The organism is Aequorivita vitellina, assembly GCF_022008365.1.
GTDB classification, from domain to species: Bacteria; Bacteroidota; Bacteroidia; order Flavobacteriales; family Flavobacteriaceae; genus Aequorivita; species Aequorivita vitellina.
On record NZ_JAIRBA010000034.1, the window covers coordinates 1 to 23,837 of the forward strand.

29 protein-coding genes are annotated in these 23,837 nt (G+C 36.2%); 13 read left to right on the top strand and 16 right to left on the bottom strand.

Annotation, left to right across the window (positions count from 1 at the left end; genetic code table 11):
- Positions 1-148 precede the first annotated feature (148 nt).
- Genes K8089_RS13960 through K8089_RS13990 form a run of 7 tightly spaced genes read left to right on the top strand, consistent with a single transcriptional unit; the run spans position 149 to position 5,867 of the window.
- Positions 149-1,255, top strand: coding sequence for an ABC transporter permease (locus K8089_RS13960; protein ID WP_237603917.1), 1,107 nt, complete (start codon positions 149-151; stop codon positions 1,253-1,255).
- The gene (locus K8089_RS13965) at positions 1,255-2,376 is read left to right on the top strand and encodes an ABC transporter permease (RefSeq protein WP_237603918.1); all 1,122 of its coding nucleotides are present in this window, start codon (positions 1,255-1,257) and stop codon (positions 2,374-2,376) included. Before K8089_RS13960 ends, K8089_RS13965 begins: the two co-directional genes overlap by 1 nt.
- Complete coding sequence (locus K8089_RS13970; protein ID WP_237603919.1) at positions 2,376-3,125, top strand: LOG family protein; 750 nt, start codon at positions 2,376-2,378, stop codon at positions 3,123-3,125. Before K8089_RS13965 ends, K8089_RS13970 begins: the two co-directional genes overlap by 1 nt.
- An 11-nt stretch (positions 3,126-3,136) precedes the next feature.
- Positions 3,137-3,529 (top strand): hypothetical protein, encoded by a 393-nt coding sequence (locus K8089_RS13975; protein ID WP_237603920.1) that lies wholly within the window; start codon positions 3,137-3,139, stop codon positions 3,527-3,529.
- The gene (locus K8089_RS13980; RefSeq protein ID WP_237603921.1) at positions 3,526-4,422 is read left to right on the top strand and encodes a hypothetical protein; all 897 of its coding nucleotides are present in this window, start codon (positions 3,526-3,528) and stop codon (positions 4,420-4,422) included. Before K8089_RS13975 ends, K8089_RS13980 begins: the two co-directional genes overlap by 4 nt.
- Before the next feature lie 17 nt (positions 4,423-4,439).
- Complete coding sequence (locus K8089_RS13985; protein WP_237603922.1) at positions 4,440-5,282, top strand: restriction endonuclease; 843 nt, start codon at positions 4,440-4,442, stop codon at positions 5,280-5,282.
- A 12-nt stretch (positions 5,283-5,294) separates the two neighbouring features.
- On the top strand, positions 5,295-5,867 hold the full coding sequence (locus tag K8089_RS13990; protein ID WP_237603923.1) for a Pycsar system effector family protein: 573 nt from the start codon (positions 5,295-5,297) through the stop codon (positions 5,865-5,867).
- A 539-nt stretch (positions 5,868-6,406) separates the two neighbouring features.
- On the opposite strand, the gene K8089_RS13995 is transcribed toward K8089_RS13990, so the two are convergent.
- The 9 genes from K8089_RS13995 to K8089_RS14035 form a co-directional block, all read right to left on the bottom strand.
- Positions 6,407-6,982 (bottom strand): YceI family protein, encoded by a 576-nt coding sequence (locus K8089_RS13995; RefSeq protein WP_237603924.1) that lies wholly within the window; start codon positions 6,980-6,982, stop codon positions 6,407-6,409.
- A 66-nt stretch (positions 6,983-7,048) separates the two neighbouring features.
- On the bottom strand, positions 7,049-8,344 hold the full coding sequence (locus tag K8089_RS14000; RefSeq protein ID WP_237603925.1) for a hypothetical protein: 1,296 nt from the start codon (positions 8,342-8,344) through the stop codon (positions 7,049-7,051).
- A 38-nt stretch (positions 8,345-8,382) separates the two neighbouring features.
- Entirely contained in the window at positions 8,383-8,973 is a 591-nt protein-coding gene (locus tag K8089_RS14005; protein ID WP_237603926.1) for a YceI family protein, read from the bottom strand.
- A 334-nt stretch (positions 8,974-9,307) separates the two neighbouring features.
- A complete protein-coding gene (locus K8089_RS14010; protein ID WP_237603927.1) occupies positions 9,308-10,678 on the bottom strand; it encodes an MBL fold metallo-hydrolase RNA specificity domain-containing protein in 1,371 nt (456 codons plus the stop codon).
- Between the two features lie 2 nt (positions 10,679-10,680).
- Positions 10,681-11,511, bottom strand: a complete 831-nt coding sequence (locus tag K8089_RS14015; RefSeq protein ID WP_237603928.1) for an ATP cone domain-containing protein — start codon at positions 11,509-11,511, stop codon at positions 10,681-10,683.
- Positions 11,512-11,523: 12 nt separating this feature from the next.
- A complete protein-coding gene (locus K8089_RS14020) occupies positions 11,524-12,375 on the bottom strand; it encodes a universal stress protein (protein WP_237603929.1) in 852 nt (283 codons plus the stop codon).
- Positions 12,376-12,459: 84 nt separating this feature from the next.
- Positions 12,460-13,311, bottom strand: coding sequence for a universal stress protein (locus tag K8089_RS14025; RefSeq protein WP_237603930.1), 852 nt, complete (start codon positions 13,309-13,311; stop codon positions 12,460-12,462).
- A 39-nt stretch (positions 13,312-13,350) separates the two neighbouring features.
- Positions 13,351-14,202: a universal stress protein gene (locus tag K8089_RS14030; RefSeq protein ID WP_237603931.1), complete on the bottom strand. Its 852-nt coding sequence runs from the start codon at positions 14,200-14,202 to the stop codon at positions 13,351-13,353.
- 20 nt (positions 14,203-14,222) lie between these two features.
- Positions 14,223-15,068: a universal stress protein gene (locus tag K8089_RS14035; RefSeq protein WP_237603932.1), complete on the bottom strand. Its 846-nt coding sequence runs from the start codon at positions 15,066-15,068 to the stop codon at positions 14,223-14,225.
- A gap of 142 nt (positions 15,069-15,210) precedes the next feature.
- Here K8089_RS14035 and K8089_RS14040 point away from each other — a divergent pair, with 142 nt between their 5' ends.
- On the top strand, positions 15,211-15,444 hold the full coding sequence (locus K8089_RS14040; RefSeq protein WP_237603933.1) for a hypothetical protein: 234 nt from the start codon (positions 15,211-15,213) through the stop codon (positions 15,442-15,444).
- Positions 15,445-15,490: 46 nt separating this feature from the next.
- Here the strand turns inward: K8089_RS14040 and K8089_RS14045 are convergent, their stop codons facing one another.
- The 3 genes from K8089_RS14045 to K8089_RS14055 all read right to left on the bottom strand — a co-directional run bounded on the left by K8089_RS14045 (position 15,491) and on the right by K8089_RS14055 (position 18,741).
- Complete coding sequence (locus tag K8089_RS14045; RefSeq protein ID WP_237603934.1) at positions 15,491-16,324, bottom strand: universal stress protein; 834 nt, start codon at positions 16,322-16,324, stop codon at positions 15,491-15,493.
- Positions 16,325-16,451: 127 nt separating this feature from the next.
- Positions 16,452-17,504, bottom strand: a complete 1,053-nt coding sequence (locus K8089_RS14050) for a response regulator (RefSeq protein WP_237603935.1) — start codon at positions 17,502-17,504, stop codon at positions 16,452-16,454.
- A gap of 1 nt (position 17,505) precedes the next feature.
- On the bottom strand, positions 17,506-18,741 hold the full coding sequence (locus K8089_RS14055; protein ID WP_237603936.1) for a PAS domain-containing sensor histidine kinase: 1,236 nt from the start codon (positions 18,739-18,741) through the stop codon (positions 17,506-17,508).
- Positions 18,742-18,843: 102 nt separating this feature from the next.
- Here K8089_RS14055 and K8089_RS14060 point away from each other — a divergent pair, with 102 nt between their 5' ends.
- From K8089_RS14060 to deoD, 5 genes are all read left to right on the top strand, one after another.
- Positions 18,844-19,248 carry a hypothetical protein gene (locus K8089_RS14060; protein WP_237603937.1) on the top strand — a complete coding sequence of 135 codons (405 nt, stop codon included), beginning with the start codon at positions 18,844-18,846 and terminating at the stop codon, positions 19,246-19,248.
- A 68-nt stretch (positions 19,249-19,316) separates the two neighbouring features.
- Entirely contained in the window at positions 19,317-20,186 is an 870-nt protein-coding gene (locus K8089_RS14065; protein WP_237603938.1) for an RsiV family protein, read from the top strand.
- Between the two features lie 48 nt (positions 20,187-20,234).
- Entirely contained in the window at positions 20,235-20,537 is a 303-nt protein-coding gene (trxA, locus tag K8089_RS14070; protein ID WP_237603939.1) for a thioredoxin, read from the top strand.
- A complete protein-coding gene (deoC, locus tag K8089_RS14075; RefSeq protein ID WP_237603940.1) occupies positions 20,537-21,208 on the top strand; it encodes a deoxyribose-phosphate aldolase in 672 nt (223 codons plus the stop codon). The genes trxA and deoC overlap by 1 nt, the downstream gene beginning before the upstream one ends.
- Positions 21,192-21,893: a purine-nucleoside phosphorylase gene (gene deoD, locus K8089_RS14080; protein WP_237603941.1), complete on the top strand. Its 702-nt coding sequence runs from the start codon at positions 21,192-21,194 to the stop codon at positions 21,891-21,893. The genes deoC and deoD overlap by 17 nt, the downstream gene beginning before the upstream one ends.
- A gap of 71 nt (positions 21,894-21,964) precedes the next feature.
- Here the strand turns inward: deoD and K8089_RS14085 are convergent, their stop codons facing one another.
- The 4 genes from K8089_RS14085 to K8089_RS14100 form a co-directional block, all read right to left on the bottom strand.
- Positions 21,965-22,801, bottom strand: coding sequence for a universal stress protein (locus K8089_RS14085; RefSeq protein WP_237603942.1), 837 nt, complete (start codon positions 22,799-22,801; stop codon positions 21,965-21,967).
- An 11-nt stretch (positions 22,802-22,812) separates the two neighbouring features.
- Positions 22,813-23,112, bottom strand: coding sequence for a ribosome hibernation-promoting factor, HPF/YfiA family (gene hpf / locus K8089_RS14090; RefSeq protein WP_237603943.1), 300 nt, complete (start codon positions 23,110-23,112; stop codon positions 22,813-22,815).
- Between the two features lie 171 nt (positions 23,113-23,283).
- Positions 23,284-23,490, bottom strand: a complete 207-nt coding sequence (locus K8089_RS14095; protein ID WP_237603944.1) for a YgaP family membrane protein — start codon at positions 23,488-23,490, stop codon at positions 23,284-23,286.
- 18 nt (positions 23,491-23,508) lie between these two features.
- Positions 23,509-23,817, bottom strand: coding sequence for a hypothetical protein (locus K8089_RS14100; RefSeq protein ID WP_237603945.1), 309 nt, complete (start codon positions 23,815-23,817; stop codon positions 23,509-23,511).
- Between the last annotated feature and the right edge of the window lie 20 nt (positions 23,818-23,837).

Sequence of the window (23,837 nt, forward strand, 5' to 3'; positions counted from 1 at the left end):
AAAACAAATAGAGAATCTGCGATAATCTGCGCAATCCGCGGGAAACTAAAAAATGAAAAGGATCTCCCGCAGATTTCGGTGATTTGCGCAGAAAAGAACAATACAAAATCCGCGATAATCTGTGTGATCCGCGGGAAGCAAACAAAACATGAAACGATTTATAGGTTTTATAAAAAAGGAATTCTACCACATCTTTCGGGATAAGCGGTCGTTGTTTATACTATTTGGCATGCCTATTGCCCAAATATTGCTTTTCGGATTTGCCATTACCAATGAAATAAACAATGTAGATATCGCCATTTTAGATCACTCAAAAGATGCTACAACCGAAGAAATTATCAATAAGATTTCAGCGTCAAAATACTTCACAATAAATCAAATGATTGCTCGGGAAGCGGATATAGAAACCGCTTTCCAAAAAGGAAAAATAAAAGCCGTATTAAATTTTGAAAAAGATTTTAGCAACAATTTAATCAAAGAACAGAAAGCTAACATTCAAATAATAACTGACGCTACCGACCCAAATACAGCAAATTCGATAACCAATTATATCAACGCAATACTTCAAAATTATCAGCAATATAAAAACCAAGCAATTCAAATTGACTATCAAATAATCCCACAAACGCGGATGGTTTATAACCCGGAACTCAAAAGCGTTTTTATGTTCGTTCCCGGGGTGATGACTATTATTTTAATGCTGGTTTCCGCTATGATGACTTCAATTTCCATCACTCGCGAAAAGGAATTGGGCACAATGGAAATCCTTCTTGTTTCACCTTTAAAACCTTTTCAAGTCATTATCGGAAAAGTGGTTCCGTATATTTTTCTATCTGTCATAAATGCTGCAGTAATAGTACTTCTGAGCATTTTCATATTTAAAATGCCGGTTCAGGGCAGTTTGTTTTTGTTGGGTGCGGAAAGTGTTTTGTTCATAATCACTTCACTAGCATTGGGGATTTTAATCTCAACTATTGCAGAAACGCAACAAGCTGCAATGATGATTTCACTGATGGGTTTGATGCTCCCCGTGATATTACTTTCTGGTTTTATATTCCCAATATCGAGTATGCCTGTGGTGCTTCAAATAATTAGTAACATAATTCCTGCAAAATGGTTTATCATCATTATTAAAGGCATCATGTTGAAAGGAGTTGGAATGGTTTATATCTGGAAGGAAACTTTAATCCTCGTTGGAATGACCATTTTCTTTATTGGTTTAAGTGTGAAAAAGTATAAAATACGATTGGAATAATGAAGACCATTGGCTACATCATACAGAAGGAATTCAAACAAATCTTTAGAAATAAAGGAATGTTGCCTATTATATTTATTCTGCCAATTTTGCAACTGGTTATACTCTCAAACGCGGCCACTTATGAAGTAAAAAACATAAAGGTTGCATATATAGATTACGATCATACCTCATCATCCCGTGCATTGGTTGAGAAATTTAACGCTTCAACTTTTTTTAATGTATTAACCGATTTTCATTCGCAAGAAATTGCCAGTTCTGCAATGCTAACAGGAGAAGTTGACGTGGTGCTGGAAATACCAAATAATTTTGAACGAAATCTAGTAAAGGAAAAAACCACCGATTTGTCCATCACCATTAATGCCATTGACGGCGCGGCTGCAGGGGTAACGAGTGGTTATGTAAATCAGATTGTGCAAGGTTTTAACAAAGATGTGAAAATGTCTATTATGGATATTTCAAAAAAAGCTGAACAACCCGTGACTATTGAGGCAATTCCATCTTTTTGGTACAACACGACATTGGATTATAAAACCTTTATGGTGCCGGGAATTTTGGTTTTATTAGTAACTATGATTACCCTTTTTCTTTCGGGTATGAACATTGTCCGCGAAAAAGAAATAGGCACTTTAGAACAGATTAATGTAACGCCCATTCGCAAAAGTCAGTTTATTATCGGGAAGCTTTTTCCCTTTTGGGTAATTGGAATGGGGCTGTTGACCATTGGTCTGATACTCGCAAAAGTAATTTTCAATACGCCCATGCTAGGCAGTTTAATTCTACTATACGCCTACACTTCTATTTATATTTTAGTAATCCTCGGGATGGGCCTGCTTATTTCAAATTTTACCGATACCCAACAGCAAGCCATGTTTATCGCTTGGTTTTTTGTCGTGATTTTTATTTTAATGAGCGGCTTGTTCACGCCAATAGAAAGCATGCCAAAATGGGCGCAGCTAATTACTGAATTTAACCCAATAAAGTACTTTGTAGAGGTTGTGCGAATGTTATTGTTGAAAGGGTCGGGAATTATGGATATCTTATCACAACTGCTTAAAACTTTGCTGTATGCTGTTATAATGAATGGTTTGGCCGTTTGGAGTTATAAAAAAGTAAACTAATGGAAAACACCCCTAAATATCATTTGCAGAATACCGAATCTCCATTTTTAAAAGGGCCGCGTTCCCGGTTAAAGGAGCTATGGTTTACATTTAAAGTGCAGTACAATTTTATAAAAGGGTTTCGGAAAATGCATTTTATTGGGTCCTGTGTAACGGTTTACGGCTCCGCTAGGTTTACCCCAGATTCCGAACACTATAGAAATGCTGAAAAGATTGGCGCCGAACTTTCAAAATTAGGGTTTACTATTATGACCGGAGGCGGTCCCGGCATTATGGAAGTCGCCAACAAAGGAGCTTACGAAGCTGGTGGTTATTCTGTGGGCGTAAATATTATTCTTCCTTTTGAGCAAAAACCAAACCCATATTTGCACAAGTGGATTGACATTCCATATTTCTTTGTGCGCAAATTCCTGTTGATGAAATACTCCTACGCATTTGTGGTAATGCCCGGTGGAATGGGCACTTTGGATGAACTTTTTGAAGCCATTACATTGATACAGACTAAGATAATTCAGCATTTTCCAATTGTTATTTTCGATAAAACATATCACAAGGAATTGATTGAACACATTGAATTAATGGTTAAACAAGAAAGCATCAGCCCCGAGGATATGGATTTAATCTTCGTGACCGATTCCGCAGAAGAAGTAGTAGAGCACATAAAAATTCACGCCATTAAAAGATTTGGATTGGTTAAAGAGCAATACAACCCAAAGTGGTGGTATGGGGAAAACCGAAGAAAATTTTAAAGGGTTAAGTCATGAAAAAAAATAAAATATTGAAAATCGTTGTCGCATTTGTGTTAACTGCCTTTGCTTTACTGACTGTGTTTATGAGTAGTTCTGTCCTGTTTGATTGGTTTGGTATTCGTGCTAAAGAGGGAAACTTTGTGCCATTTATTGTGAAAACAAACCTAACAATGGGTATTGTTTATTTAGTTGCAGCTTATGGTTTTTTAAAATCGAAAAGTTGGGCTTTTTGGTTAATGCTTTCGGCAGCTCTCTTTCTGCTTTTTGCATTCGCCGCATTTTATATTCACATTCACGCTGGTGGGCTTTATGAAAGCAAAACTATTGGTGCCATGGCGTTCCGGATTGCGTTTACCCTAATAATTGCGGGGCTTATTTATAGAACTACAAATAAAAAAACATGATCCGTTTATTCCACATAGTAACATTTTTCTTGTGGATAACTAGCAGTTTTGCCCAGCAAATCGATACCCTGCCACGACTTTACCTTGCTCAAATCGCCCACATAAATCAGAGTGACAGCTATATAACATTTCCTACAGACATCGGCAATATTGAGCCGCTTATGTTTGAGGCTAACCTCAACCCAAATTTTGTGGTCAGAAAACGTGCAGATTCCAGAATGATGATGGTGCTAACGCCACAAATTACCATTAGAATGTTTAACGCGGATTCATACCCCGTAAAAACGCCCAGCTATATTCCGCAGCTTTCCCTGTATTATTTATTCGGTTATCCCGAAATGGCACATCACACCACTTTATTTGGAAGAATTGCTCATCATTCCAACGGGCAGGATGGCGATTTTTACAATGGTGATGGTTCCATCAATTTGCAATCGGGAAACTTCGCCACTAATTTTCTTGAAATAGGATTTATAGATACCTCATACGGCGCGCAAGTAAATGCAGTGAAATTTTTTAAAAGTTCTTTGGAAATCCATCCCAAAAGTTGGATGCTAAAGGAGATGCAGGGACAGTACAGCGGACTTAGATGGCACAATTCGTTTTTTGCTTACAAGCTTCCTTTGGACCGAAATTTTTTCAGTAAAAAAAGAAAGGCTAATTTTTCAGTGAAAATTGAAACCACTTGGATGTTAGATGAAATAAATGATTTGAAAACCTTTGACAGTAAACGTTTCAGCGGCGCTTTTACATTTTATTACCATCCCAAATTTTTGGAGGATATTGGCTTCTTTGTCAAGTATTACCACGGTTTAGATTATTATAATATTTACTTTAGACATCAACTGGATATTATTCGTTTTGGGCTAATGACAGAAATTTTGCGGTTTTAAATTTAAGTGGAAATTATATGAAACATAAAATCATATCGATTAAAAAATTCAATGGAGATATTGAAGAGTTTAAGGTTGAAAAGCTTAAAACTTCACTTAGAAGAAGCAAAGCTTCCGAAAGTGAAATAGACGAAATTGTAGAAAACATAATGCCAACGCTTTACGACGGCATTCCTTCCAAAGAAATCTATAAAAAAGCTTTTTCACTATTAAAAAAACGCAATAGAATATCAGCTTCAAAATACAGTTTGAAACGGGCAATTTTAGATCTTGGGCCAACTGGTTTTCCTTTTGAGCGATTGATTGGTGCACTGCTAAAACATCACGGGTACGCTACGCAAGTGGGCATTTCACTTCAAGGTGAATGTGTTACCCACGAAGTTGATGTTCTTGCCGAAAAAGACGGCAATACGTATGCGGTTGAATGTAAATTCCATTCAGACCCAAAAGCCGTGAGCAATGTGAAAGTCCCGTTATACATAAACTCCCGCTTTCTCGATATTCAAAAACGCTGGAACAGCGACGCTGCGAAAACATCGCATTTAAAACAAGGTTGGTTGGTAACCAACACGCGTTTTTCTAAAGATGCCATTGACTATTCGCAATGCGTGGGACTTCAATTATTGAGTTGGGATTATCCCGAAAACAACGGAATAAAACAAAACGTAGATAAGTTTGCCCTCTACCCCATCACCACATTAACAACCTTGACCAAACACGAAAAACACCTTCTAATTGAAAAGAATATTATCCTCACCAAAGAACTTTTCGAGTCGTCCTTTTTATTGGATAAATTAGGAATATCGCCTGTGAGGAAAAAGAGAGTTTTAAATGAAATTAAAAAACTTTGTAATTTATAATTTAACAGTCCTATGGAAGAAGAAATTAATAAAGACGACAAATCTGAAAAATTGAAGAAGTACGATTCCCGGGGCGTACAAACTTTATTTAAAACTCTTTCCCGAAACCATTACAATCTGTTAAAAATGGTGGACAATAAGGCCAGAATAGTACTCACGGTTAACTCAATCATCACCTCGCTGCTCTTAGGGTTGCTGTTTGTGGCCCCAAAATCAGAAACAGCACCCTTAGATGTCGGCGTGCGAATATTAATCGTCTGCAGTATGCTTTCCATGATTTTTGCACTGTTTAGTATGTTGCCTTATCGGTATTTTGGATCGGCCTATAAACAGAGCGGATATAAAGGGACACTGTATGCCGAAAATTTTGCGAAATTATCTCTTTCTGAATTTAAAGTAGAATTTGAACGAATCATGATGAAAGGACAAAGCATCTATGACGAAATGATAGCCGATCTTTATTTTCTGGGAAAAAGTATCGCCCGTAAACAGCGGCTTCTTTATATTTCGGTTATTATCTTTTTAATTGGGTTGGCAAGTGCAATTGTTTATTCACTTATTAATGGGGTGGTGGAATTTGCTTAAACGGTTTTAAGCGAGCTAATGCTTTCGAATAACAATAATAAACTACCCAAGCGTGTTTTGTATGCCCACACAAAATATCAATTCAAGCTATAAGTCAAGTGATAAGTATTGGTTTTTTATATAACTACTGAATTCTTTTATTCTTTGCAAAATGGAAAAATAAGTGCATCTGTTATTGCGGAAAAATAGTAATTTTTGGGCGATAAAATGAAAACTGAATTTTTTGGTTATTGTCATATTTTAGAAACGCAGCTAATTTTAACATATATACATGATACTAGGCTTATAGTAGCCTTTGAGTAGGGAAAAGGTAGCACTAGAGTAGCATTAGACTAGGCTTAACAGTACATAGAAATAGCATGAACGCTATATAGACACGGAGCCAACCATACATTGATGCGTTTTAAAAGTACATAAAGTGGTTTGAACAGAGCATTGTTTTGTATGTTTTTTTATACTACAAAGGTTTAATCTAGACTAAAAAATCGTATTGCAATCGCAAGTTCTAAAGAGTATTTTCTTGTTGCCGTCTTCCAAAATTATAGCCTGGCTACTAGGTTGAAATCTATTTCAATTTCATCTTTTATCACAATTAAACCGAACATTTTTTTTGGAGGTTCCAAATTAAAATCATTAATATTTAATTTCAGCTTCCCAACAAAACGATTTAAAGATGAAGAAATTACATCTATCGGAAAAGTGTATTCCTTTTGCGTTCCTGCAATTGTAATTAGAACGTGCGCTACTTTTTCATTACTTTTATTAAAGGTAATTTCGTTTAATTCTAAGGTAATATTTGGATACTCTTTGGTGTTGAGCAGGGCATGAAAATCTTTATTAATAATTTTATGACCACAATTAAAACCTTTGTTTTTTAAAGAAAGAACAGCATTTTTAAAATGAATATTATTCCCGATTCGCTTATAAACCACCTCTCTACATTCCTCCAAATAATAGGTATTGAATTCACAACCAAACTCGCTAATGTTGGTATCTCCTTTAATTGAAAGTTCGCTACCAGCAAGGATTTCAATGGATTTTGTAATAAAATCGTTCTGTGCCCAACCATTAAGGCTGAACATAAAAACCAAGCAATATAGTCCAAAACGATTCATAATTCTGTAATTTATAAAGGTGGAGAAATTTTAGTTCCTCCACCTTTGTTTTATTGGTTTAGCAGTTTAGAAACTAATTACAGCTTCAAATACAACCCCGTCAAACTTACCTCCATTTCTGATATCCGAAGCTAGGAAGCCGTCGTATTTTTGGTTTGTATATTCTAATTTAGCCATAATATTCTTAGTCATAAACCAACCGGCAGCAAGGTTAAATCTAGTAATATCTACTTCTGTTCCACCGGCCATTTCGCCATCAACTAGATTGTAACGTCCACCTACATATAAGTTTTCGTTATTTCCGAAGCGGTAAATAAGTTCGGCAGCATACTGGTTGAAAGTTCTAGTTTCAAGCTCTGCATCAGCCTTACCTTTAGCCATTTCATAAGTTCCGAAGAATTCAAGTCCTTGGTATTTCACAAATGGATTTATCATAAATGCTGTAAGTTCATTTCGCAATCCAGGATTGAATCTACCTGAAGTAAAATTACCTTTAGCACTAGCTCCTTCTTCTTCCATTACAAAATAATATCTTGATCCGGCTCTATCTGCGCTGTATAAATAGGCGTTTGCACTTTTATTGGTGTGGTAAACAGACCCTGTGAGTCTAAGTCTTAAATCATCATTTATATAATCGTCATACCCTAGTTTAGCAACAATAGATGGATCTGTTTTTTTAGGGTTATCAACGCCTTGGTTCAATTTTCCGTTGGTTACACCTAACATACCAATAAAGCCACTTTTAAAGTAATATACCTCTGCACCTACTTCTGTGGTAAAAGCGTCCATTATAAGGTTTCCAACAAATGGGTTGTAAATTGCTAAGGCATTATCAGTCCTTCTAAAATGTGCATCACCATAGTTATTTTCCATATGACCAATCTTGATTCTAACATTTTGCATCAAATCTTCCATAAAACCTTCACTTACAAAATCTAGTTTGTCAATTTGAATATACCCTCCCTTAACATACGGTTCTGGGTGGTGACGTGAAGACAGGTAAGTTCTTAAATGCATAGAAACACCATCGTACAATTGCACATCAAGGTCAAGGTTTGCAGTAGGTAAGTTGAAATTACTACCTATTTCAATCAATGAAACTGGGTCGCCATCAGAATTTACAGGTGTACCCGTGCTTTCGTGATCGATGGCTTGAAATTGAATTGCAAATGCCCCACCTATGCGTACTTTCACCCCGTCAAACGAAGTTGCTGTATCTTTTTTGGCTTCAAATTGTTCAATTCCGCGTTGGTCTCGATATCTAAAATTATCTAAATCGCGAGCTTCATTTTCCTGCGCGAGCGCCTGAAATCCAAACAGTATCAGTAATACCGTGCTGAAATAATTAATTGCTTTTTTCATATTATTAGTTTTAAACTGGGGTTAGATTTATTATTAAATTATTTTTTAAAATTTGATTCAAATTTGATGTCGAGCGCATCGCCCGTTGTAATAGTTCCAAACATTGCCGTTGGCGGATCTACTCCAAAATCGGTCATTTTAATTGTTTTACTTCCCGAAAGAGTTATTCCTGAATTGCCATTCTTCAGTTCAAAAGTGAGGTCTATTGGTTTGGTGGTGCCAGCAATTGTTAGATTGCCCGTTACAGCCACTTTACAGCTATTACTGGCTGTACAGTTTATACGCTGCACCTTAGTTAGCTTAAAAACAATCTGCTTGTGTTTTCCTGTATTTAAAGCTTTATAAGTGTTCTTGTCCATGGAACCTTTTCCACTTTTTAAACTTTCGGCAATTACGGTGAAATCTAACTGCTGTATTTTAATGAGTTGTCCGTTTTCAAATTCCACTGAAATCTTGCCTTTTTGGTTCTCTGCAGTAATCTGCCAATCGTGAATATTTGAAGTTCCATCTACGGTTAATGTGGAAGAAACATTGTTCAATTGATATGTTTGTGCCACAGAAATTTGTGTAGAAAAAGCCATCACCATGAGGCTTACAAATACGAGTTTTAATTGTTTTGGAGTTTTCATAATCTACCTTTTTAATTTGATATAAAGATAAATCTTACACACCCCTTAAATTATGACGAATGTCAGTAAAAACAGGTATTCGTACCATATTTAGAGGAAGGATATTTCGCGATTTTTCTTACATTCGGCAGCTCCTATTAACACTGCATTACCGCATTTCACGTGAAGAAGAAACGATTAAATATAGAATGTTTCTAAATTGGATATTAGCGGTTTTTATATAAAAAAATGCTTTCGCTATTTTAAAATATAATATATAGGTAAAGAAAGAAAAATGTAGCTTGAAAATTTGCGGAACGTAAATACGAGTTCAAAAGTGCGAAGTCAAAAATTACTAAACTAAAACCTCTTTAACACTGAAAAGTTTAGGAATACTTACTTGCCATCCATAAGTTTCCTGAAGTTTTAGCCGTAAAGCATGCTGTGCTTCAGCCTCTCCGTGAATAAGAAATATTTCCTCCGGAATGTTTTTAATATTGCTGGTCCAATCTAAAAGTCCCCGCTGGTCTGCATGTGCCGAAAGACTTTCAATATGATCTATTTCAGCTTTTACTGGATGCTGTTTTCCGAAGAATTTAAGTTCCTGCGCACCTTCCAGCATTTGGCGGCCACGAGTACCTTCAGCCTGGTAGCCAACCATTAAAACCGTTGTATTGGTTTTGTCTATCATCTGTTTTAAATAGGTCAAAACCCTTCCGCCAGTCACCATTCCACTGCCGGCAATAACCACTTTTGGTTGCGGATTATCGATAGTTTCCCAAGTTTCTTTATAAGAAGCAATAATATTCATCCGGTTATTCATCGCGTTAAATTCCTTCATTGGTATTTTATGCCAATCGGGGAAATTCTGAAATACCGAAAGCACGTTATTGCCCATCGGGCTGTCTATAAAAATTGGAATATTCGGGATTCGGTTTTCGTTGTACAATTTCCAAAGTAAAAACATCAACGTTTGCAATCGTTCCACCGCAAAGGACGGAATTATTAAATTACCGCGATTGTGAATGGTTTTATTGATGAGTTCTACTAATTTTTCTGAAACACTTTCCTCTGGGTGAAGTTTGTCGCCGTACGTACTTTCCATAAAGAAATAATCTGCGTGTTCAGGTTTTTCGGGTGGAAAAAGCAACAAGTCGTGCTCTCTGCCAATATCCCCCGAAAACACAAAAGTTTTTCCAAATATTTTCAGTTCAATAAAAGTGGCCCCAATAATATGCCCGTTATATCGAAACCGATATTTTATATTTTCTGAAAGTTCAATCCACTTGTCTCTTTCTTCAGATTGAAAAAATCCTAAGGTCACCTCAGCTTCTTGTAAACTATAAAACGGCTGGGCGGGTTTGTGTTTGGAATAACCTTCTTTATTGGCTTTTTCGGCTTCTTCCTCGTGAATTTTAGCGCTGTCCAGCAATATTATTTCGGCAATTGCAAGTGTTGGTGCCGTGCCGATAATCTTTCCGCGATACCCATTTTTTACCAAGCGTGGCAAATAGCCTGTATGATCCAAATGCCCATGGGTTAATAAAACCACGTCAATTGCCGAAACATCAATAGGCAGTTGTTCCCAGTTTTTTTCGCGAAGTTTCTTTAAACCTTGAAACATGCCACAGTCAATCAAAATATTCTGCTCCGTAGTTTCAATCAAGAATTTGGAACCTGTTACGGTTCCGGCGGCTCCGAGGAAATGGACTTTTACGTTTTGCATAATTACTTCTTTTGGCACAAAATTTTTATTTCCTCTAGAATACGGGCCTTCCTGTTTTCAGAAATTGCTAAATGATCGAGGTAGAAATCATCGTTTATCAATTGTTTACAAAGCACAACATCGCGGCTGAGTAGAAACTGCTTTTCGCGCTGACTGAGCAATGTGGAAACGGTTACAGGATAAAGTCCCAGTCTATCGATGCGATCTTTAAGGCCGTTATCCTTTGGAAAATCCCAACTTAAAAGGTAAAGGCCTGCACATTTGCCATATTTTAAAGCATCTTCGGTAAAACGTGTATTTGTAACTACCCAGCCTTCGTTAGGTTTTTCAATACTTGTATTTTCACCGTAAAAATTGAGAATATCGCGATAACGGGAATGAATATACAGCGGCACTTTTACATTGCAATTTCTGCCTTCATCGCTGTGAAATTTACATTCAGCTACAATATATTCTTCAAGTTTGTGGGCAACAACATCTACTTCGTGGGTTACACATTTTCCGTTTAAAAACTGACCGGTTTGCACCTTGTACCCACTGTAAAACAACAAAGCGCCTATAAATTTTTCAAAAGGAAAACCGGTTGGTCCCAACTCGTAGATTGCTTTTTTTAACTTGTATTTAGAAGCAAAACCTTTCTTCTTCTTTTTAAGAAGCGCAAAGGCACGATTGTAAATTTCTTTGGTTGAAATACCTTGGTACAACTCATCGCGAACACTATTGGCAATTTGGTTAACCACATTTTCCTGCGCGCCACTTTTCCGAAGGGAATTTTTCAGCTTATCAATTGAAAACTTTACCCGTTCTCCGGAATATTTTACAATCTCAACCATTTTATTTTAAGATTAATTTCTAGAATCGTGAAGTGCAAAAATTGGTACTTTGGAATGAATGCCGAGACTTTTAACTAAGGGGTTTGAAAAAATACTTCCAAAAAACCAATGCTTTCTGTTTACAAAAGCTATCATTCCACTGTTTCGTTCGTCCACAAAAGACAAGACACCTTCCTTCACCCCTGTATCCTCCAACCAGTGATAGGTATATTCTAATCCTTCAAAATAGCCTTCAATCTCTTTTCGGTTATTTCTTTGTTTTTCAGAAAGATTGGCTTCTTTTCCGATATGTAAAATTCGGATTGGCGATTTTTCCAATTGGGCTATCTTTACGAAAATATCTATTTCGCGGGTATTAAAATGACTTTTAAAATTACTGGGGAAAACAATTTCGTTTATTTGCTTGTACAATACATTTGCAGGAACCGCGAGCACAGCGCAAGCTCCAATATTTTCCATTACGTTTACCGAATTTCTGCCGTATGCTACTTTAATATCGTCAGTAATACCGCGGGTTCCCATAACTATAAGGTTTATGTTTTCCTGCAACACTTTTTCCTTTAACAATTCAATAAGGGTTCCAAATTTATGGTCGAAATAAAGGGTGTGTTTTGGGTTGTCTGCAAATTGTTCTACTTTGTTTTTTAATCGAATCATACTTTCTCCAGATGCTCTGGCCGCCTCATCATACTCATGGGGTTCTGGTTCGGGAAAAAGTAAATTGCCTTGGGCCGAACGCGATAAAAAGTAGGAATGAAAAATATGAAAAACACAAGCCTCGTTTTCAAAAAGTTTAAAAGCATATACGATGGCGTTAAATGCATTTTTTGAATAATCTGTGGGTATTAAAATACGTTTTTGCATAATACGGTATCGCTTAAAAGATTTATTAAGCTATTTTATGTAAATGAGATTAAAACATCCTCATTAGGTTATTGTTTAAACAAATTAATTTCGCAAATCGTGCATTGCAAGCAATGGTACAGTAGTGTGCATCCCCAGTTCCTTAACCATTGGATTTGAAAAAATACTTCCAAAGAAGTTGTGCTTTTTATTTACAAATGCAATCATTTCGCTTTCGCGACTCTGCACAAAACAACGCACGCCTTCCTGCAAATCAATATCGTAAAGTTTGTGATGTGTAAATTCTGCAGCATCTAAAATTTGCTCCAAAAGTGCTTTGTTTTTTTCTTGATCTTCAGATAGTTGCTTGCCTTTTTTAACGTGTAAAATACGAATTGGCGCATTTGTTAATCGCGAAATCTCAACCAAAGTTTCCAATTCCCTTTCTTTATAATGGGTTTTAAAACTTGTGGGAAATACAATTTCGTTAGGGTCTTTATAAACTGTATTTGCCGGAATACCGAATACAGGGCAGTTTCGTATTTTCTCCATTGCGTTTACTGTGTTACTTCCCAGAATTACGGTATTGTCGTCTGTTTCGCCACGGGTTCCCATAACTACCAGTTTCACATCTTCTTGTTCAATGGTTCGCTTTAAAACATCAAAAAATGACCCAAATTCACTTCTAAATTGAAAATCGTGCTTATCGTTTTTTTCATAAAGTCCCATCTGTAATTTAAGTCTCTCCATTCTTTCTTCAGACTTATTTTTTGCGGCTTTATGAGCTTCTTCGGTGGGTTCTGGAATTAAAAAATTATCTTTTGAATATCCAGAATGGTAATAAGTATGTAAAATTATAAATTCGCAGAACTCTCTTTTGTAAAGCTCCATTGCATATTTAACAGCATTGAAGGCATTTTTTGAAAAGTCTGTTGGAATCAAAATTCGTTTTTTCATAATTTATTTTTTAAATTATTGTTACTTGTTTGCACTAAGCTACAAATTTTTCATTGGAATAACCATTGTAGGAACGTGCGTATGCTTTCCAACTCTACTTACCACCGGCTCCCGAAAGAGTTGCTTTAAAAATGCATGCTTGTGATACACCAAAGCCAAAAGATCTAAATTGTTTTTATCGACAAAGGCGTGAAGCGATTTTGAAATGGTTGCCATTTTGGGAATAAAATGAAATTCGGTATCGTATTCTGTAAGGTCATTTCTGTATTGTTCTAAGTTTTGTTGTTGCCCAGCATCCATTTCCTTCTCTGTACCAACGTGCACAATATGCAAGTTTGAATTATATTGCCGTACCAAGCGAACAATGGGTCGTAATTTTGAAAGTTGATAAAAATCGTTGTAATCTGTTGCAAAGGCAATGTTTGTGGGTATTACAAAATCTACTTCGCGCGGAATGATGAGCAGCGGGCAACCCTCTAAAGATTTGGTAATGGCAACAGTAGTGCTACCCATTAAAACGTCTTCGGCCCCTGTACGGCCTTTGCTACCCATGACAACTAAATTAAACCCTTCTGTAGCTACCAATTCATTAATAGATTTTGCTAAACTTGCGGGCGTAGAAATTACTTCAAACTTGTGCGCTATTTTTGTAGCGTCTAATTTAATTTTATGAACTAACTTTTCGCCATCCTCATCAGATTGTTGGTACAGTTTTTCAATTATCACGTCTGATCGACCAATATCTACGCGACTCGTAAGCTTGCCTATTTCGTCACTAAAGGAATGTAAAATGGTTATCTGCAATGCTTCATCGCTAAAAAGTTTTGTAGCGTAGAATAAGGCGGCATAAGCGTTATTAGAAAAATCGGTAGGAACAAGTATTTTTTTCATATAAAAATGATTTTTAAAGATTATCTCGGTAAATTTTGAAGTACTAAAAAAGGAATATCAATATGCAATCCTATTTTTTCGATAGTAGATTGATATAAAATATTTTCTAAATACGAATGGCGCGTATTTATCATAACCAGCATATCTATTGGGTTTTCCACGATAAATGTGTTTATGGCTTTGGTAACATCGGTGTTGTATTCTTGTTTAAAATCAACTTTATTTTCTGAAAATGTGGCTTCCAGAAAATTCTTGTTATCCTGCTGTCGCAAAGACAATGTTGGAAATTTAGAGACGTAAAGAAAATCTACTTTTGAAGCAAAGCATCTTGCAATCGTGCTTACCAGTTTTAATTCGCGTCTTTTGTACGGCAAAAGAAAATCTGTTGGAAACAGCAAGTTTTTTGGATGAACATCTTCATAAACCGCAGGTATGGCCAGTACAGGACATTTTACATATTTAATAACTTGCAGTGTATTGCTACCAAAAGTTAATTTTGTATCGGCCGTTTTGCCTTTTGTACCCATAACCACTACATCTATATTTTCCTTTTCTACCCAATTGTTTGTTGCATCTACCAACAATCCAAATTCAGAAATAGTATGTATTGTATGTTTTGGGTTTGGCGAAAATTCAATAACTTTTTTACGTAGCTCGGCTAGTTCATGTTCCGCTCTCTCACGTGTTTTTTGTTGAAGCTCATTAAAAATTTCATCGGCCAATCGTGCTTTTGCTTCATAAACCTCGTCGGCAAATGCGTGAAGCAAATATATTTCGGCAGGATTATGTTTAAATAATTCCGTGGCGTATTTAATTGCGTTTAACGAATTTTCAGAAAAATCGGTGGGCATTAAAATTTTTTGCATGAAAACATATTTAGGTTCAACTACGTAAAGATAGCGATTACAAGACAGTTAAAATATGATAATTATCAACGAATTAAACCTTATTTAGTGAATTCTTAAGAAAATAAGCTTCCCTAATTTTGTAACTTGTAAATAAAAAAGAATGAAAACTTCTTCTGTAACATATTTAATAATACTCACGTTATTGCTCGTTACGGTTACCATTTTTGCAGCGCTGGATTTTGCCTTTGGAGTGATATTTTACCTCACCGTAGTGGGCCAGGTAGCATTAGTTTTTGTTGTTGTAAAGGTTTTAAAAGACAACTATACTACAAACAAAACCTTTGGAGATTTTTATGAAGATTTCCCCATTGAAAAAGAGGATAGATTACACTAAATACTTTTTTTTTACAAACCAATTTTTGCGAAATTTTAGGCCAAAATTATTCGTGTAGTATTAAAAAGGGCACTTCGTACGGGTAAGATATTGCCAAATTAATTCGCTTAAAAAGAAGACGTTGGGTTAGGTTTAAATTTTTTGCAACTACTGCAATCATATCTATTTCCCAAGTTTCAACAAAATCTTGCACTCCAGCTTCAATATTTTTATTATCTAAAAAATGGAAACTGTGTTTTATATCTTTAAAGAAATAATGCAAAAAGCCTTTGTTATCTGTTTGCGCCGCGTTAAGCATAGCATTTTGAGAGCGAATATGAAGTACTCTCAGCGCGGCTTTTTGTAGTTTAAGTGCCTCTGAAAGACCGCTAATAACTTTGTTTCGGTAAATACAGTTGTAATCTGTTAAAAATGAAATATTCGTTATATTTTTAAATCGCGCGTTTTCTGGAATTACAAATATTGGGCATTTCACTTTGGTAATTACTTCGCTGGTATTGCTTCCTATTTCGTGTCTATTTTCTTTAGAAGCCCCTTTTGTGCCCATTAAAATATAATCAATCTCTTTTTCGGCAACTTGTTTCCGAATTGCTTCCACCAAAAGCGCCTTTTCGTATATGGCAAAAAACTGATGGCCCGTATTTTTAGCCAGCAGTTTAAAGGTTTTTATTTCTTCTGTCAAACCTGCCATAGATCCTTGAATTGTATTATTTTTCGTTGTTGTTTCAAAAAATAATTCAGGTTCTTCATTATGCGAAGCTTGATTGCGCGCAGTGTGAAGTAGATAAAAATTCACAGGAATGTCTGCGAAATAATCCAAAGCATACCGAATGGCATTATGTGAATTTTCGGAGAAATCCGTTGGAATTAATACGTTCATCTTTATATCTAATTAATACTGACAAATGTATCTGAAAGTGTAAGTATAGAAAATGATATAAATCAGTTTTAAAAATACGGTAACAAAACGGAAGGTTTATATATGGTTTTGCTACGTTAACCGGCTATTAATCAATATTGCGCAAGCTTTCTAAATCTATAATTCGAATATCGCGACCTTCAATTTCAATAAGCCCATCTCTTTTAAAGTCTGAAAGTGTTCTTATTAAACTTTCGGTTGCAATTCCGGCTGTAGTTGCCAGATCGTTACGCGAAATTTTAAGTGGCGATTCTGGCCGTTTGTTCATTACCTCAACAAACTGTAGGATGGTATTTGCCGTTTTTTTACGTACCGAGCTGTATGCCATTTTAACGAGTTGCAGTTTAATTTCAGAAAGATTGTCGCTAAGCAGGTTCATCATTTCTAAGGAAACATCTTGGCTTTTCTTCAAAACATCTTTTACATACGTTTTTGAAATAGCAGCTACTTCGGTTTCTTCAACCGCCGTAGCAGTTTCGGTATATGGAATATTATCGTCAAAAGAACTGAAGCCCAAAAAATCATCTGCCTTATAAAGCCCCGTAATCAATTCTTTGGCATTGTAGTCCATTGTATGTGTTTTAACCACACCTTTTAATATAAGAAACATATTATTGGAGTGATCGCCATTTTGATATATCGCTTCTCCTTTTTTGTATTTGCTTATTTCGCCTTCGTCGTAAAAGTAATTTTTTAATTGGTGTAGGTTTTGTAAAATCTCTTCATCATCAACTGCAGCAACTGGGTTGTTATTGGCTCGCATTGATAAAATAGTAGCTTTAGCCAACCTACTTTCCACCGCACTAATTAGCTCGGTTTCGTCAAAAGGTTTGGTTAGGTAGTCGTCGGCACCCATATCCATTCCTTTTCGTATTTCTTTGTGTTCGGTTTTTGCCGATAGAAAAATAAACGGAATATGCTTGGTTTTTTCTTCCGAAGCAACACTTTCAAGCACCCCGTAGCCATCTATTTCGGGCATCATTATATCGCAAACAATTATATCTGGAATTTCGGTTTTGGCTTTTTCAATACCAATTTTGCCATTTGCTGCCGTAAAAACCTTGAAACCTGAAAGTTCCAATAATTCGGCCGTGTTTTCTCTAAGTGCTATATCGTCTTCAATAAGAAGTATTGTCTTCATATTAATTGGGTTTATTATTTATGGGGAATGTAATCGTAAATTTGCTGCCTTTGCCCTCTTCGCTCTCAAAGCTAATGGTGCCTCCCAGGCTTTCTAAATGGCTTTTTACAATATTTAAACCAATGCCCGTGCCTTGATTGAGCAGTGCATTTTCGGCGCGAAAATACCTGTTAAAAATATATTTCTGCTCCTTTTCTGGAATGCCCATTCCTTCGTCAATTATTTCAATATTGAGCAAATCGTCTTTGGGAATTACCACCACATCTATCTTCGTAAATTCCGGCGAGTACTTTATGGAGTTATTAATTAAATTGGTAAGTGACAATTCCAGGATTTTTTCATCAAAATTGACCATAATATCGTCAATATTGTTTGGGTAACTTATGCGTTGGCCATCTTTTAAAAGCATGTTTGAATTATAGATCACCTCGTTAACAACCTTGCTCAACGGGAAGGTGTCAAATTTATAGGTGGCCTTGCCAGACTCCAAACGTTCTATAGACAAAAAATCGTTGAGAATATTGTTCAAGTATTTAACTTTACTTTGAATGGTTTTTAAATGCTTTTCGCGTTTATCCTGTTGCGTTGTTTCGGTGTATTTTCCCGCCAAAGTTGCCGAAGTAAGGATACCGCTCAATGGCGTTTTGAACTCATGCGATACGAGCGATAAAAACTTGGTTTTTAATTCACCTAATTCGCGCTCTTTACGGAGCGACTCCTTTATTTTGTGTTCGGCTTCCTGCCGTTTTGTAACTTCTTCTTCTAGTTCAATGATAGTCTGTTTCAACTCTTTGGTGCGCGCCTCAATTTTATGCTCCAGTTGCGAGTTAAGCTCCACTATTTGCCGCTCTTGACTTTTGCGTACCGTAATATCGGTTACCAAAGCCATTACGTATCGGCTGCCGTTAATTTCAAAAGGGTTGAGTCCCGCTTCTACGGGAAAGGTACTACCATCTTTTCGGCGTCCGTAGAGGTCGCGACCGTGTCCCATCTGCCGCGGATCCCGCTTTACCATAAATTGATCTACTTGCTCATGGTGACTGCTATGATATTCTCGAGGAATTAATATATTGAGATTTTCGCCCAGCAACTCTTCTGCTTCATAACCAAACATTCTATCTGCCGCTTCATTTGAAGTAACAATTTCTTGAATTTCATTTACAATTACTATCCCTTCTGAAATTGATTCAGAAAGAATTTTGAAAATATTACCTTTCTTTTCTTCAAAAACCTTCATTGCCCAAAAGTAACTAATTTAAACAGTTTTCTTGAACTGATTATTATCATAAAAATTCAAAATAAATCAATTTAGATTTACAACGTAAAAAATATTAATAATATGGAGAATGTGAATAAACCACAACTGCTGTTTTATCAAAAAATGGGCGAGTTATTTTATGCAATTGCAGCTGCAGATAATGTAGTGCGAAAGACCGAATACGACGCCTTAAAAAATATTGTTACCGAAAAGTGGAAGGATCTTGACGATTACGAAGACCCTTTTCATACCGATGCTGCCTATCAAATAGAAGTAGTTTTTGATTGGTTTGATTACGAACAACTTGATGCAAATGACTGCTTTGACAGTTTTGCCGATTATAAAAAGGAAAATCCGAAGCTTTTTACAACAGAAAGAAAAAAGCTAATTTGGGAAACCGCAGACGCAATTGCAAGCTCTTTTGCAGGTAAAAACAAAAGCGAATTGATAATGCTGGCAAAACTAAAAATGCTATTAAAAGAATAACAAAGCACAATTCCTTTTTTTCGCAAATGTTCTTTCCCTATTTTTAGGGTCTAAAACCACAAAAAAATATGAAATTTTTTCTGCCAATTTTAATTTTCTTCACTTTAATTGCCTGCAAAAACGATCCAAAAAAAGATGAAGTAGATACTTCAGCTCCACTCAGTAACCAAGAGGAAATTATAGACTCTTTGCAGGTTTCAGACGAAAATTTAGAGCAACAGCAAAAAACGCTTATTTTAAAACGAAAGGAACTGCTCGAGAAAAAAGATTCGAAAGAAGAACTCGAAAACCTACTTGTTTCAAAAGAATTTATAAAAGAAGGTGATTTATATATCCTCGATTTTAAATACCCATACCTCAACGAAAAAATTAAACCACAGTTTGAAACTTTCAACGCGTATATAAGCGAGCATTTTCTCGATGCTAAAGATGTAGAAAAACAAATTTTAGAAGAACAAAGACTGTGCGACTCCATGGGAATTGCCAGAACCACCGAAAAACGATTTGTAGATTATAAAATTTACAATTTAAACGACAGGCTAATAAGTGTGCTGTTTTATAAAGAAAATCATTACACTGGTGCCGCCCACGCTTCCTACACTTTTGAATGTTTAAACTTTGATTTGGAGCGAAATGTATTTATGAATTACGAAGATTTTTTTAATGATGGCACTGAAGAAGAACTTCGCGAAATTTTAAATACACATCTAAAACAAAAAATTAACGCCGGAGAGATATACTACGATTGTTGGGCAATCGCTGCAGACGATTTTTTTAATGCCAAAAATAACTTTGTAATAAACGACACCGTAGTAGAGTTTTACTTTGACGATTGCGTAATCTGCCCGTCGTACACAGGCACCTACTCTATCGAAATTCCTTTAAAAATACTTCAACCTGTTTTACGAAAAACCAAAAAGAATCCGTTGCTACTTTAAGTTGCAAATTAAAATTACAAGTGGTATTTTAGGTTTAAAATAATTTATATGAAAAGTAATTTTAACAACATTATAAATTCTGAAACCCCTGTATTAGTCGATTTCTTTGCAGATTGGTGCGGACCGTGCAAAATGCTCGCACCCATATTAAAACAAGTAAAGGACGATTTGGGCGAAGATGTAAAAATTGTAAAGATAGACGTTGACAAAAATCAACCGTTGGCTTCAGTGTACCAAGTGCGCGGCGTTCCAACCATGATTTTATTTAAAAACGGAAAGCAGCTTTGGCGTCAAAGTGGAGTGTTGCAAAAAGACGAAATAATTTCAATAATAAAACAACACGTTACTTAATGAAGCTTAGCCAATATATAGATCACACCCTCTTAAAGCCTACCGCCACTCCAGAAGATATAATTAAACTTTGTGAGGAAGCCAAAGAGTATAATTTTTATGCTGTTTGTGTAAATAGTTGTTACGCAATTTTGGCTGCCGATGAATTACAGAACAGCAAGGTAAAACTAGCTGCGGTAGTAGGTTTTCCTTTGGGTGCCGATAGTATTGAAGCTAAGGTAAGCGCAGCAAAAATTTGTATTGAAGATGGTGCAGATGAAATTGACATGGTGATTAATATTGGTTATTTAAAAGGAGAATTGTACGATATCGTTCAATATGAAATTACGTCCGTAAAAAAAGCAATTGGCAAAAAAAAGCTGAAAGTCATCTTGGAAACCTGTTATTTAACAGATGCTGAAATAAGAAAAGCTTGCCAATTATGCAAGAAAGCCAAAGCAGATTTTGTAAAAACCTCAACGGGTTTTGGGTCTGCAGGTGCAACGGAAGAAGCTGTAAAAATAATGATTGAAGAAGTTGGAAGCACATTAAAAATAAAAGCTTCGGGGGGAATTAGAGATACTGCAACCGCAAAAAAATATATTGAATTAGGAGTGAGCAGAATTGGAACTTCTTCAGGAATTGAAATAATTTCCTCCACAAAAAACAACCGCGATGAGCACACATATTGAAGCCAAACCTGGCGAAATAGCAGAATCGGTTCTCCTTCCCGGAGACCCAATACGGGCAAAATGGATTGCGGAAACTTTTCTCGAAAATGCAAAATGTTACAACGAAGTTCGCGGGATGTTGGGTTATACTGGCACCTTCCGAGGAAAGCCAATTTCGGTGCAAGGAACAGGAATGGGCATTCCTTCTGCCCTAATTTATTGCCACGAACTTATAAACGATTACGGAGTTAAAAACCTTATTCGCGTAGGTTCTGCGGGTTCGTATCAAAAAGACATCAACCTGCGCGACATTGTAATTGCAATGGCAGCATCTTCCAATTCTGGTATTAACAACACCCGTTTTGTAAACAGCGACTACTCCCCCACTGCCGACTTCGATTTGTTTATGAAAGCCGCGCTTTACGCAAAAGAAAACAACATTGCTATTAAAGCTGGAAACGTACTTTCCAGCGATCAGTTTTATGAAGACGACTTCAATAATTATAAAAAATGGGCCGCGTTTGGTGTGCTTTGCGTAGAAATGGAAGCCGCAGGACTGTACACAATTGCAGCAAAATTTAAAGTAAAAGCCTTGGCCATTTTAACCATTTCCGATTCGTTGGTAACTGGCGAAACCACAACCGCCGATGAACGCGAAGGCAGCTTTTCAAAAATGATTGAGATTGCGCTGAATACGGTACTTTAATATAAAAAGCAGGAACTCTACTAAATAGAGATTCCTGCTTTTAAACGTTAATTGTTGTCGATAGCAATTAACTATACCCTAAAGGTCATCACCGGTAAATCGGAATGATTTACCACGTCCTCGCCGATACTTCCGGAGAAGAAATGCGCCAAACCTTGGCGACCTTGCGTTGGTAAAGCAATAATATCGGCACCTGTAAGTTGACTGTATGCAAAGATTCCAGCTTCAACCGAATAATCGTTATACTGCACAACAGCATTTAAACTCTCTAACGGATTGGGATCTTTAGCTTCGTTCATAAAAGTTAAAATACGCTTTTCAATTTCTCGTGTATTTCGGAAATCGCCCGCAAGGTTTACATAAAGCGGCTGCATTTTAATTCCTAAAATTTCAAACATCCTTTTCGCTTTTTTGTAAGGTTCTATTGAATTCGGCAAAAAATCGCACGCAAAAACGCCAAGTTGCGGATTAAATTCCGTTGTTTGGTGTTTAATAACCAAGACAGGAATTTCAGAAGTACGCACCACTTTTTCAGTATTTGAGCCTACAAAAACTTCTCTAAACCCAGTAGTTCCGTGGGATCCCATAACAATTAAGTCTATTTCCATTTCTTTGGCAATATCATTAATTTCGCTGAAAATAGTGTAGTTGTGTACTGTATCGGTTACTGTTATTCCTTTCAAATAATCTTTATCTAAAAATTCTGCAAATCGCGTTTCTGCCAAGCGCATGTAGTACATTGCCTCAAAAACTTCCTTTGATTGATTGCGGGTTACAACTGCATCGGAAAGCCCCATCATATGCAAAGCCACTATTTCGGCATTTTGCTTTTTTGCAATTGAAGCCGCTACTTCCATAGCGTGTTCAGAATGTTTGGAAAAATCTACGGGAACTAATATTTTTTTCATGGTGGTTTTATTTAATGAGTTGCGAATTTCGCTTTTCGTTTTTTAAGTTGTTTTTCCAAGTCAGATATCGTTTCTTTTGCCGCAGCCTCAAAGCTCGCTTCTTTTGAAGTTGCGAAGATTTTTGGCCCCGGAAGGCTCAGTTCCATTTCGCAAATATTGCCTTTGCCGTAAACGTTGTTTTCAAGTTTAAAGCTCACATCGGCTCTAATTATCCATTCGTATTTTTCAGCAATTTTCTGAAGTTTTTGTTCTACAAATTCGTTCATTGCCTCGCTGGTGGGCATTTTTACGTATTGAATGTTTATAGTCATAATATTCTGAATTGGTTATTATATTCAAATATAACTCTTATTGATCGCTTTTGAAATGACCGATATCATATAAAAACCCACAATACGCCGATGCTCTTAGTTTCCGACAGAAAAAAATCCCGCAACAATTTTTTGTCACAGGATTTTCACTAAAGATTTTACTGAAGAAAGCTAGGCACAACAGCTCTCCCCTTCCTCTTTTACCCCGAGTTTTTTTAGAAATTTTTCCATCAAACACCATTTTGTAAAAGATGATTGTAGCAAGTTGGCGCCCACAAATCCTGTAAACCACAACCAGTTTATATTTACATAAACAGCCAAGATGAGGCTAATTAAAATAAAAGTTCCTGCAATTGCTCTAATATATCTGTTAATCATAATATTGAAATTTTAAAATTAAATACTCCGTTCTATCGGTACCACAACCGCATGTATCGGATTGTTCGTTTCCAGATTTTCGTTAAATTTTTCTACTAAATCGAAAAACAAATCGATTTTATCGTCTTCTGTAAACGAGAAAAACATACTGCTGTCTGCGCCACTTTTTTGTGAAGGAAACCAACTCGCGTTCATCATAAACGAAGATGTTCCATTTTTATAGCCCTCAATATCGGAACCACTAAAGCTCTCAATATTTGCTTTTTTGAAAAGTTGCAGCACGTCTTTCTGAAATTCGTCCACAACGGTTACGATTAGTAGTTTCATCGGGTTATTTTTTATTATTT

Coding starts and splice junctions, on each gene's coding strand:
- K8089_RS13965 (WP_237603918.1), top strand. CDS start 1,255: ATGAAGACCATTGGCTACATCATACAGAAGGAATTCAAACAAATCTTT.
- K8089_RS14025 (WP_237603930.1), bottom strand. CDS start 13,311: ATGAAAAAACGAATTTTGATTCCAACAGACTTTTCAAAAAATGCCTTC.
- trxA (WP_237603939.1), top strand. CDS start 20,235: ATGAAAAGTAATTTTAACAACATTATAAATTCTGAAACCCCTGTATTA.
- K8089_RS14055 (WP_237603936.1), bottom strand. CDS start 18,741: ATGAAGGTTTTTGAAGAAAAGAAAGGTAATATTTTCAAAATTCTTTCT.
- K8089_RS14040 (WP_237603933.1), top strand. CDS start 15,211: ATGAAAACTTCTTCTGTAACATATTTAATAATACTCACGTTATTGCTC.
- K8089_RS14095 (WP_237603944.1), bottom strand. CDS start 23,490: ATGATTAACAGATATATTAGAGCAATTGCAGGAACTTTTATTTTAATT.
- K8089_RS13970 (WP_237603919.1), top strand. CDS start 2,376: ATGGAAAACACCCCTAAATATCATTTGCAGAATACCGAATCTCCATTT.
- K8089_RS14030 (WP_237603931.1), bottom strand. CDS start 14,202: ATGAAAAAAATACTTGTTCCTACCGATTTTTCTAATAACGCTTATGCC.
- K8089_RS14100 (WP_237603945.1), bottom strand. CDS start 23,817: ATGAAACTACTAATCGTAACCGTTGTGGACGAATTTCAGAAAGACGTG.
- K8089_RS14020 (WP_237603929.1), bottom strand. CDS start 12,375: ATGCAAAAACGTATTTTAATACCCACAGATTATTCAAAAAATGCATTT.
- K8089_RS13995 (WP_237603924.1), bottom strand. CDS start 6,982: ATGAATCGTTTTGGACTATATTGCTTGGTTTTTATGTTCAGCCTTAAT.
- deoD (WP_237603941.1), top strand. CDS start 21,192: ATGAGCACACATATTGAAGCCAAACCTGGCGAAATAGCAGAATCGGTT.
- deoC (WP_237603940.1), top strand. CDS start 20,537: ATGAAGCTTAGCCAATATATAGATCACACCCTCTTAAAGCCTACCGCC.
- K8089_RS13980 (WP_237603921.1), top strand. CDS start 3,526: ATGATCCGTTTATTCCACATAGTAACATTTTTCTTGTGGATAACTAGC.
- K8089_RS13975 (WP_237603920.1), top strand. CDS start 3,137: ATGAAAAAAAATAAAATATTGAAAATCGTTGTCGCATTTGTGTTAACT.
- K8089_RS14085 (WP_237603942.1), bottom strand. CDS start 22,801: ATGAAAAAAATATTAGTTCCCGTAGATTTTTCCAAACATTCTGAACAC.
- K8089_RS14035 (WP_237603932.1), bottom strand. CDS start 15,068: ATGCAAAAAATTTTAATGCCCACCGATTTTTCTGAAAATTCGTTAAAC.
- K8089_RS14005 (WP_237603926.1), bottom strand. CDS start 8,973: ATGAAAACTCCAAAACAATTAAAACTCGTATTTGTAAGCCTCATGGTG.
- K8089_RS14045 (WP_237603934.1), bottom strand. CDS start 16,324: ATGAACGTATTAATTCCAACGGATTTCTCCGAAAATTCACATAATGCC.
- K8089_RS14050 (WP_237603935.1), bottom strand. CDS start 17,504: ATGAAGACAATACTTCTTATTGAAGACGATATAGCACTTAGAGAAAAC.
- K8089_RS13985 (WP_237603922.1), top strand. CDS start 4,440: ATGAAACATAAAATCATATCGATTAAAAAATTCAATGGAGATATTGAA.
- K8089_RS13990 (WP_237603923.1), top strand. CDS start 5,295: ATGGAAGAAGAAATTAATAAAGACGACAAATCTGAAAAATTGAAGAAG.
- K8089_RS14000 (WP_237603925.1), bottom strand. CDS start 8,344: ATGAAAAAAGCAATTAATTATTTCAGCACGGTATTACTGATACTGTTT.
- K8089_RS14015 (WP_237603928.1), bottom strand. CDS start 11,511: ATGGTTGAGATTGTAAAATATTCCGGAGAACGGGTAAAGTTTTCAATT.
- K8089_RS14010 (WP_237603927.1), bottom strand. CDS start 10,678: ATGCAAAACGTAAAAGTCCATTTCCTCGGAGCCGCCGGAACCGTAACA.
- K8089_RS13960 (WP_237603917.1), top strand. CDS start 149: ATGAAACGATTTATAGGTTTTATAAAAAAGGAATTCTACCACATCTTT.
- K8089_RS14060 (WP_237603937.1), top strand. CDS start 18,844: ATGGAGAATGTGAATAAACCACAACTGCTGTTTTATCAAAAAATGGGC.
- hpf (WP_237603943.1), bottom strand. CDS start 23,112: ATGACTATAAACATTCAATACGTAAAAATGCCCACCAGCGAGGCAATG.
- K8089_RS14065 (WP_237603938.1), top strand. CDS start 19,317: ATGAAATTTTTTCTGCCAATTTTAATTTTCTTCACTTTAATTGCCTGC.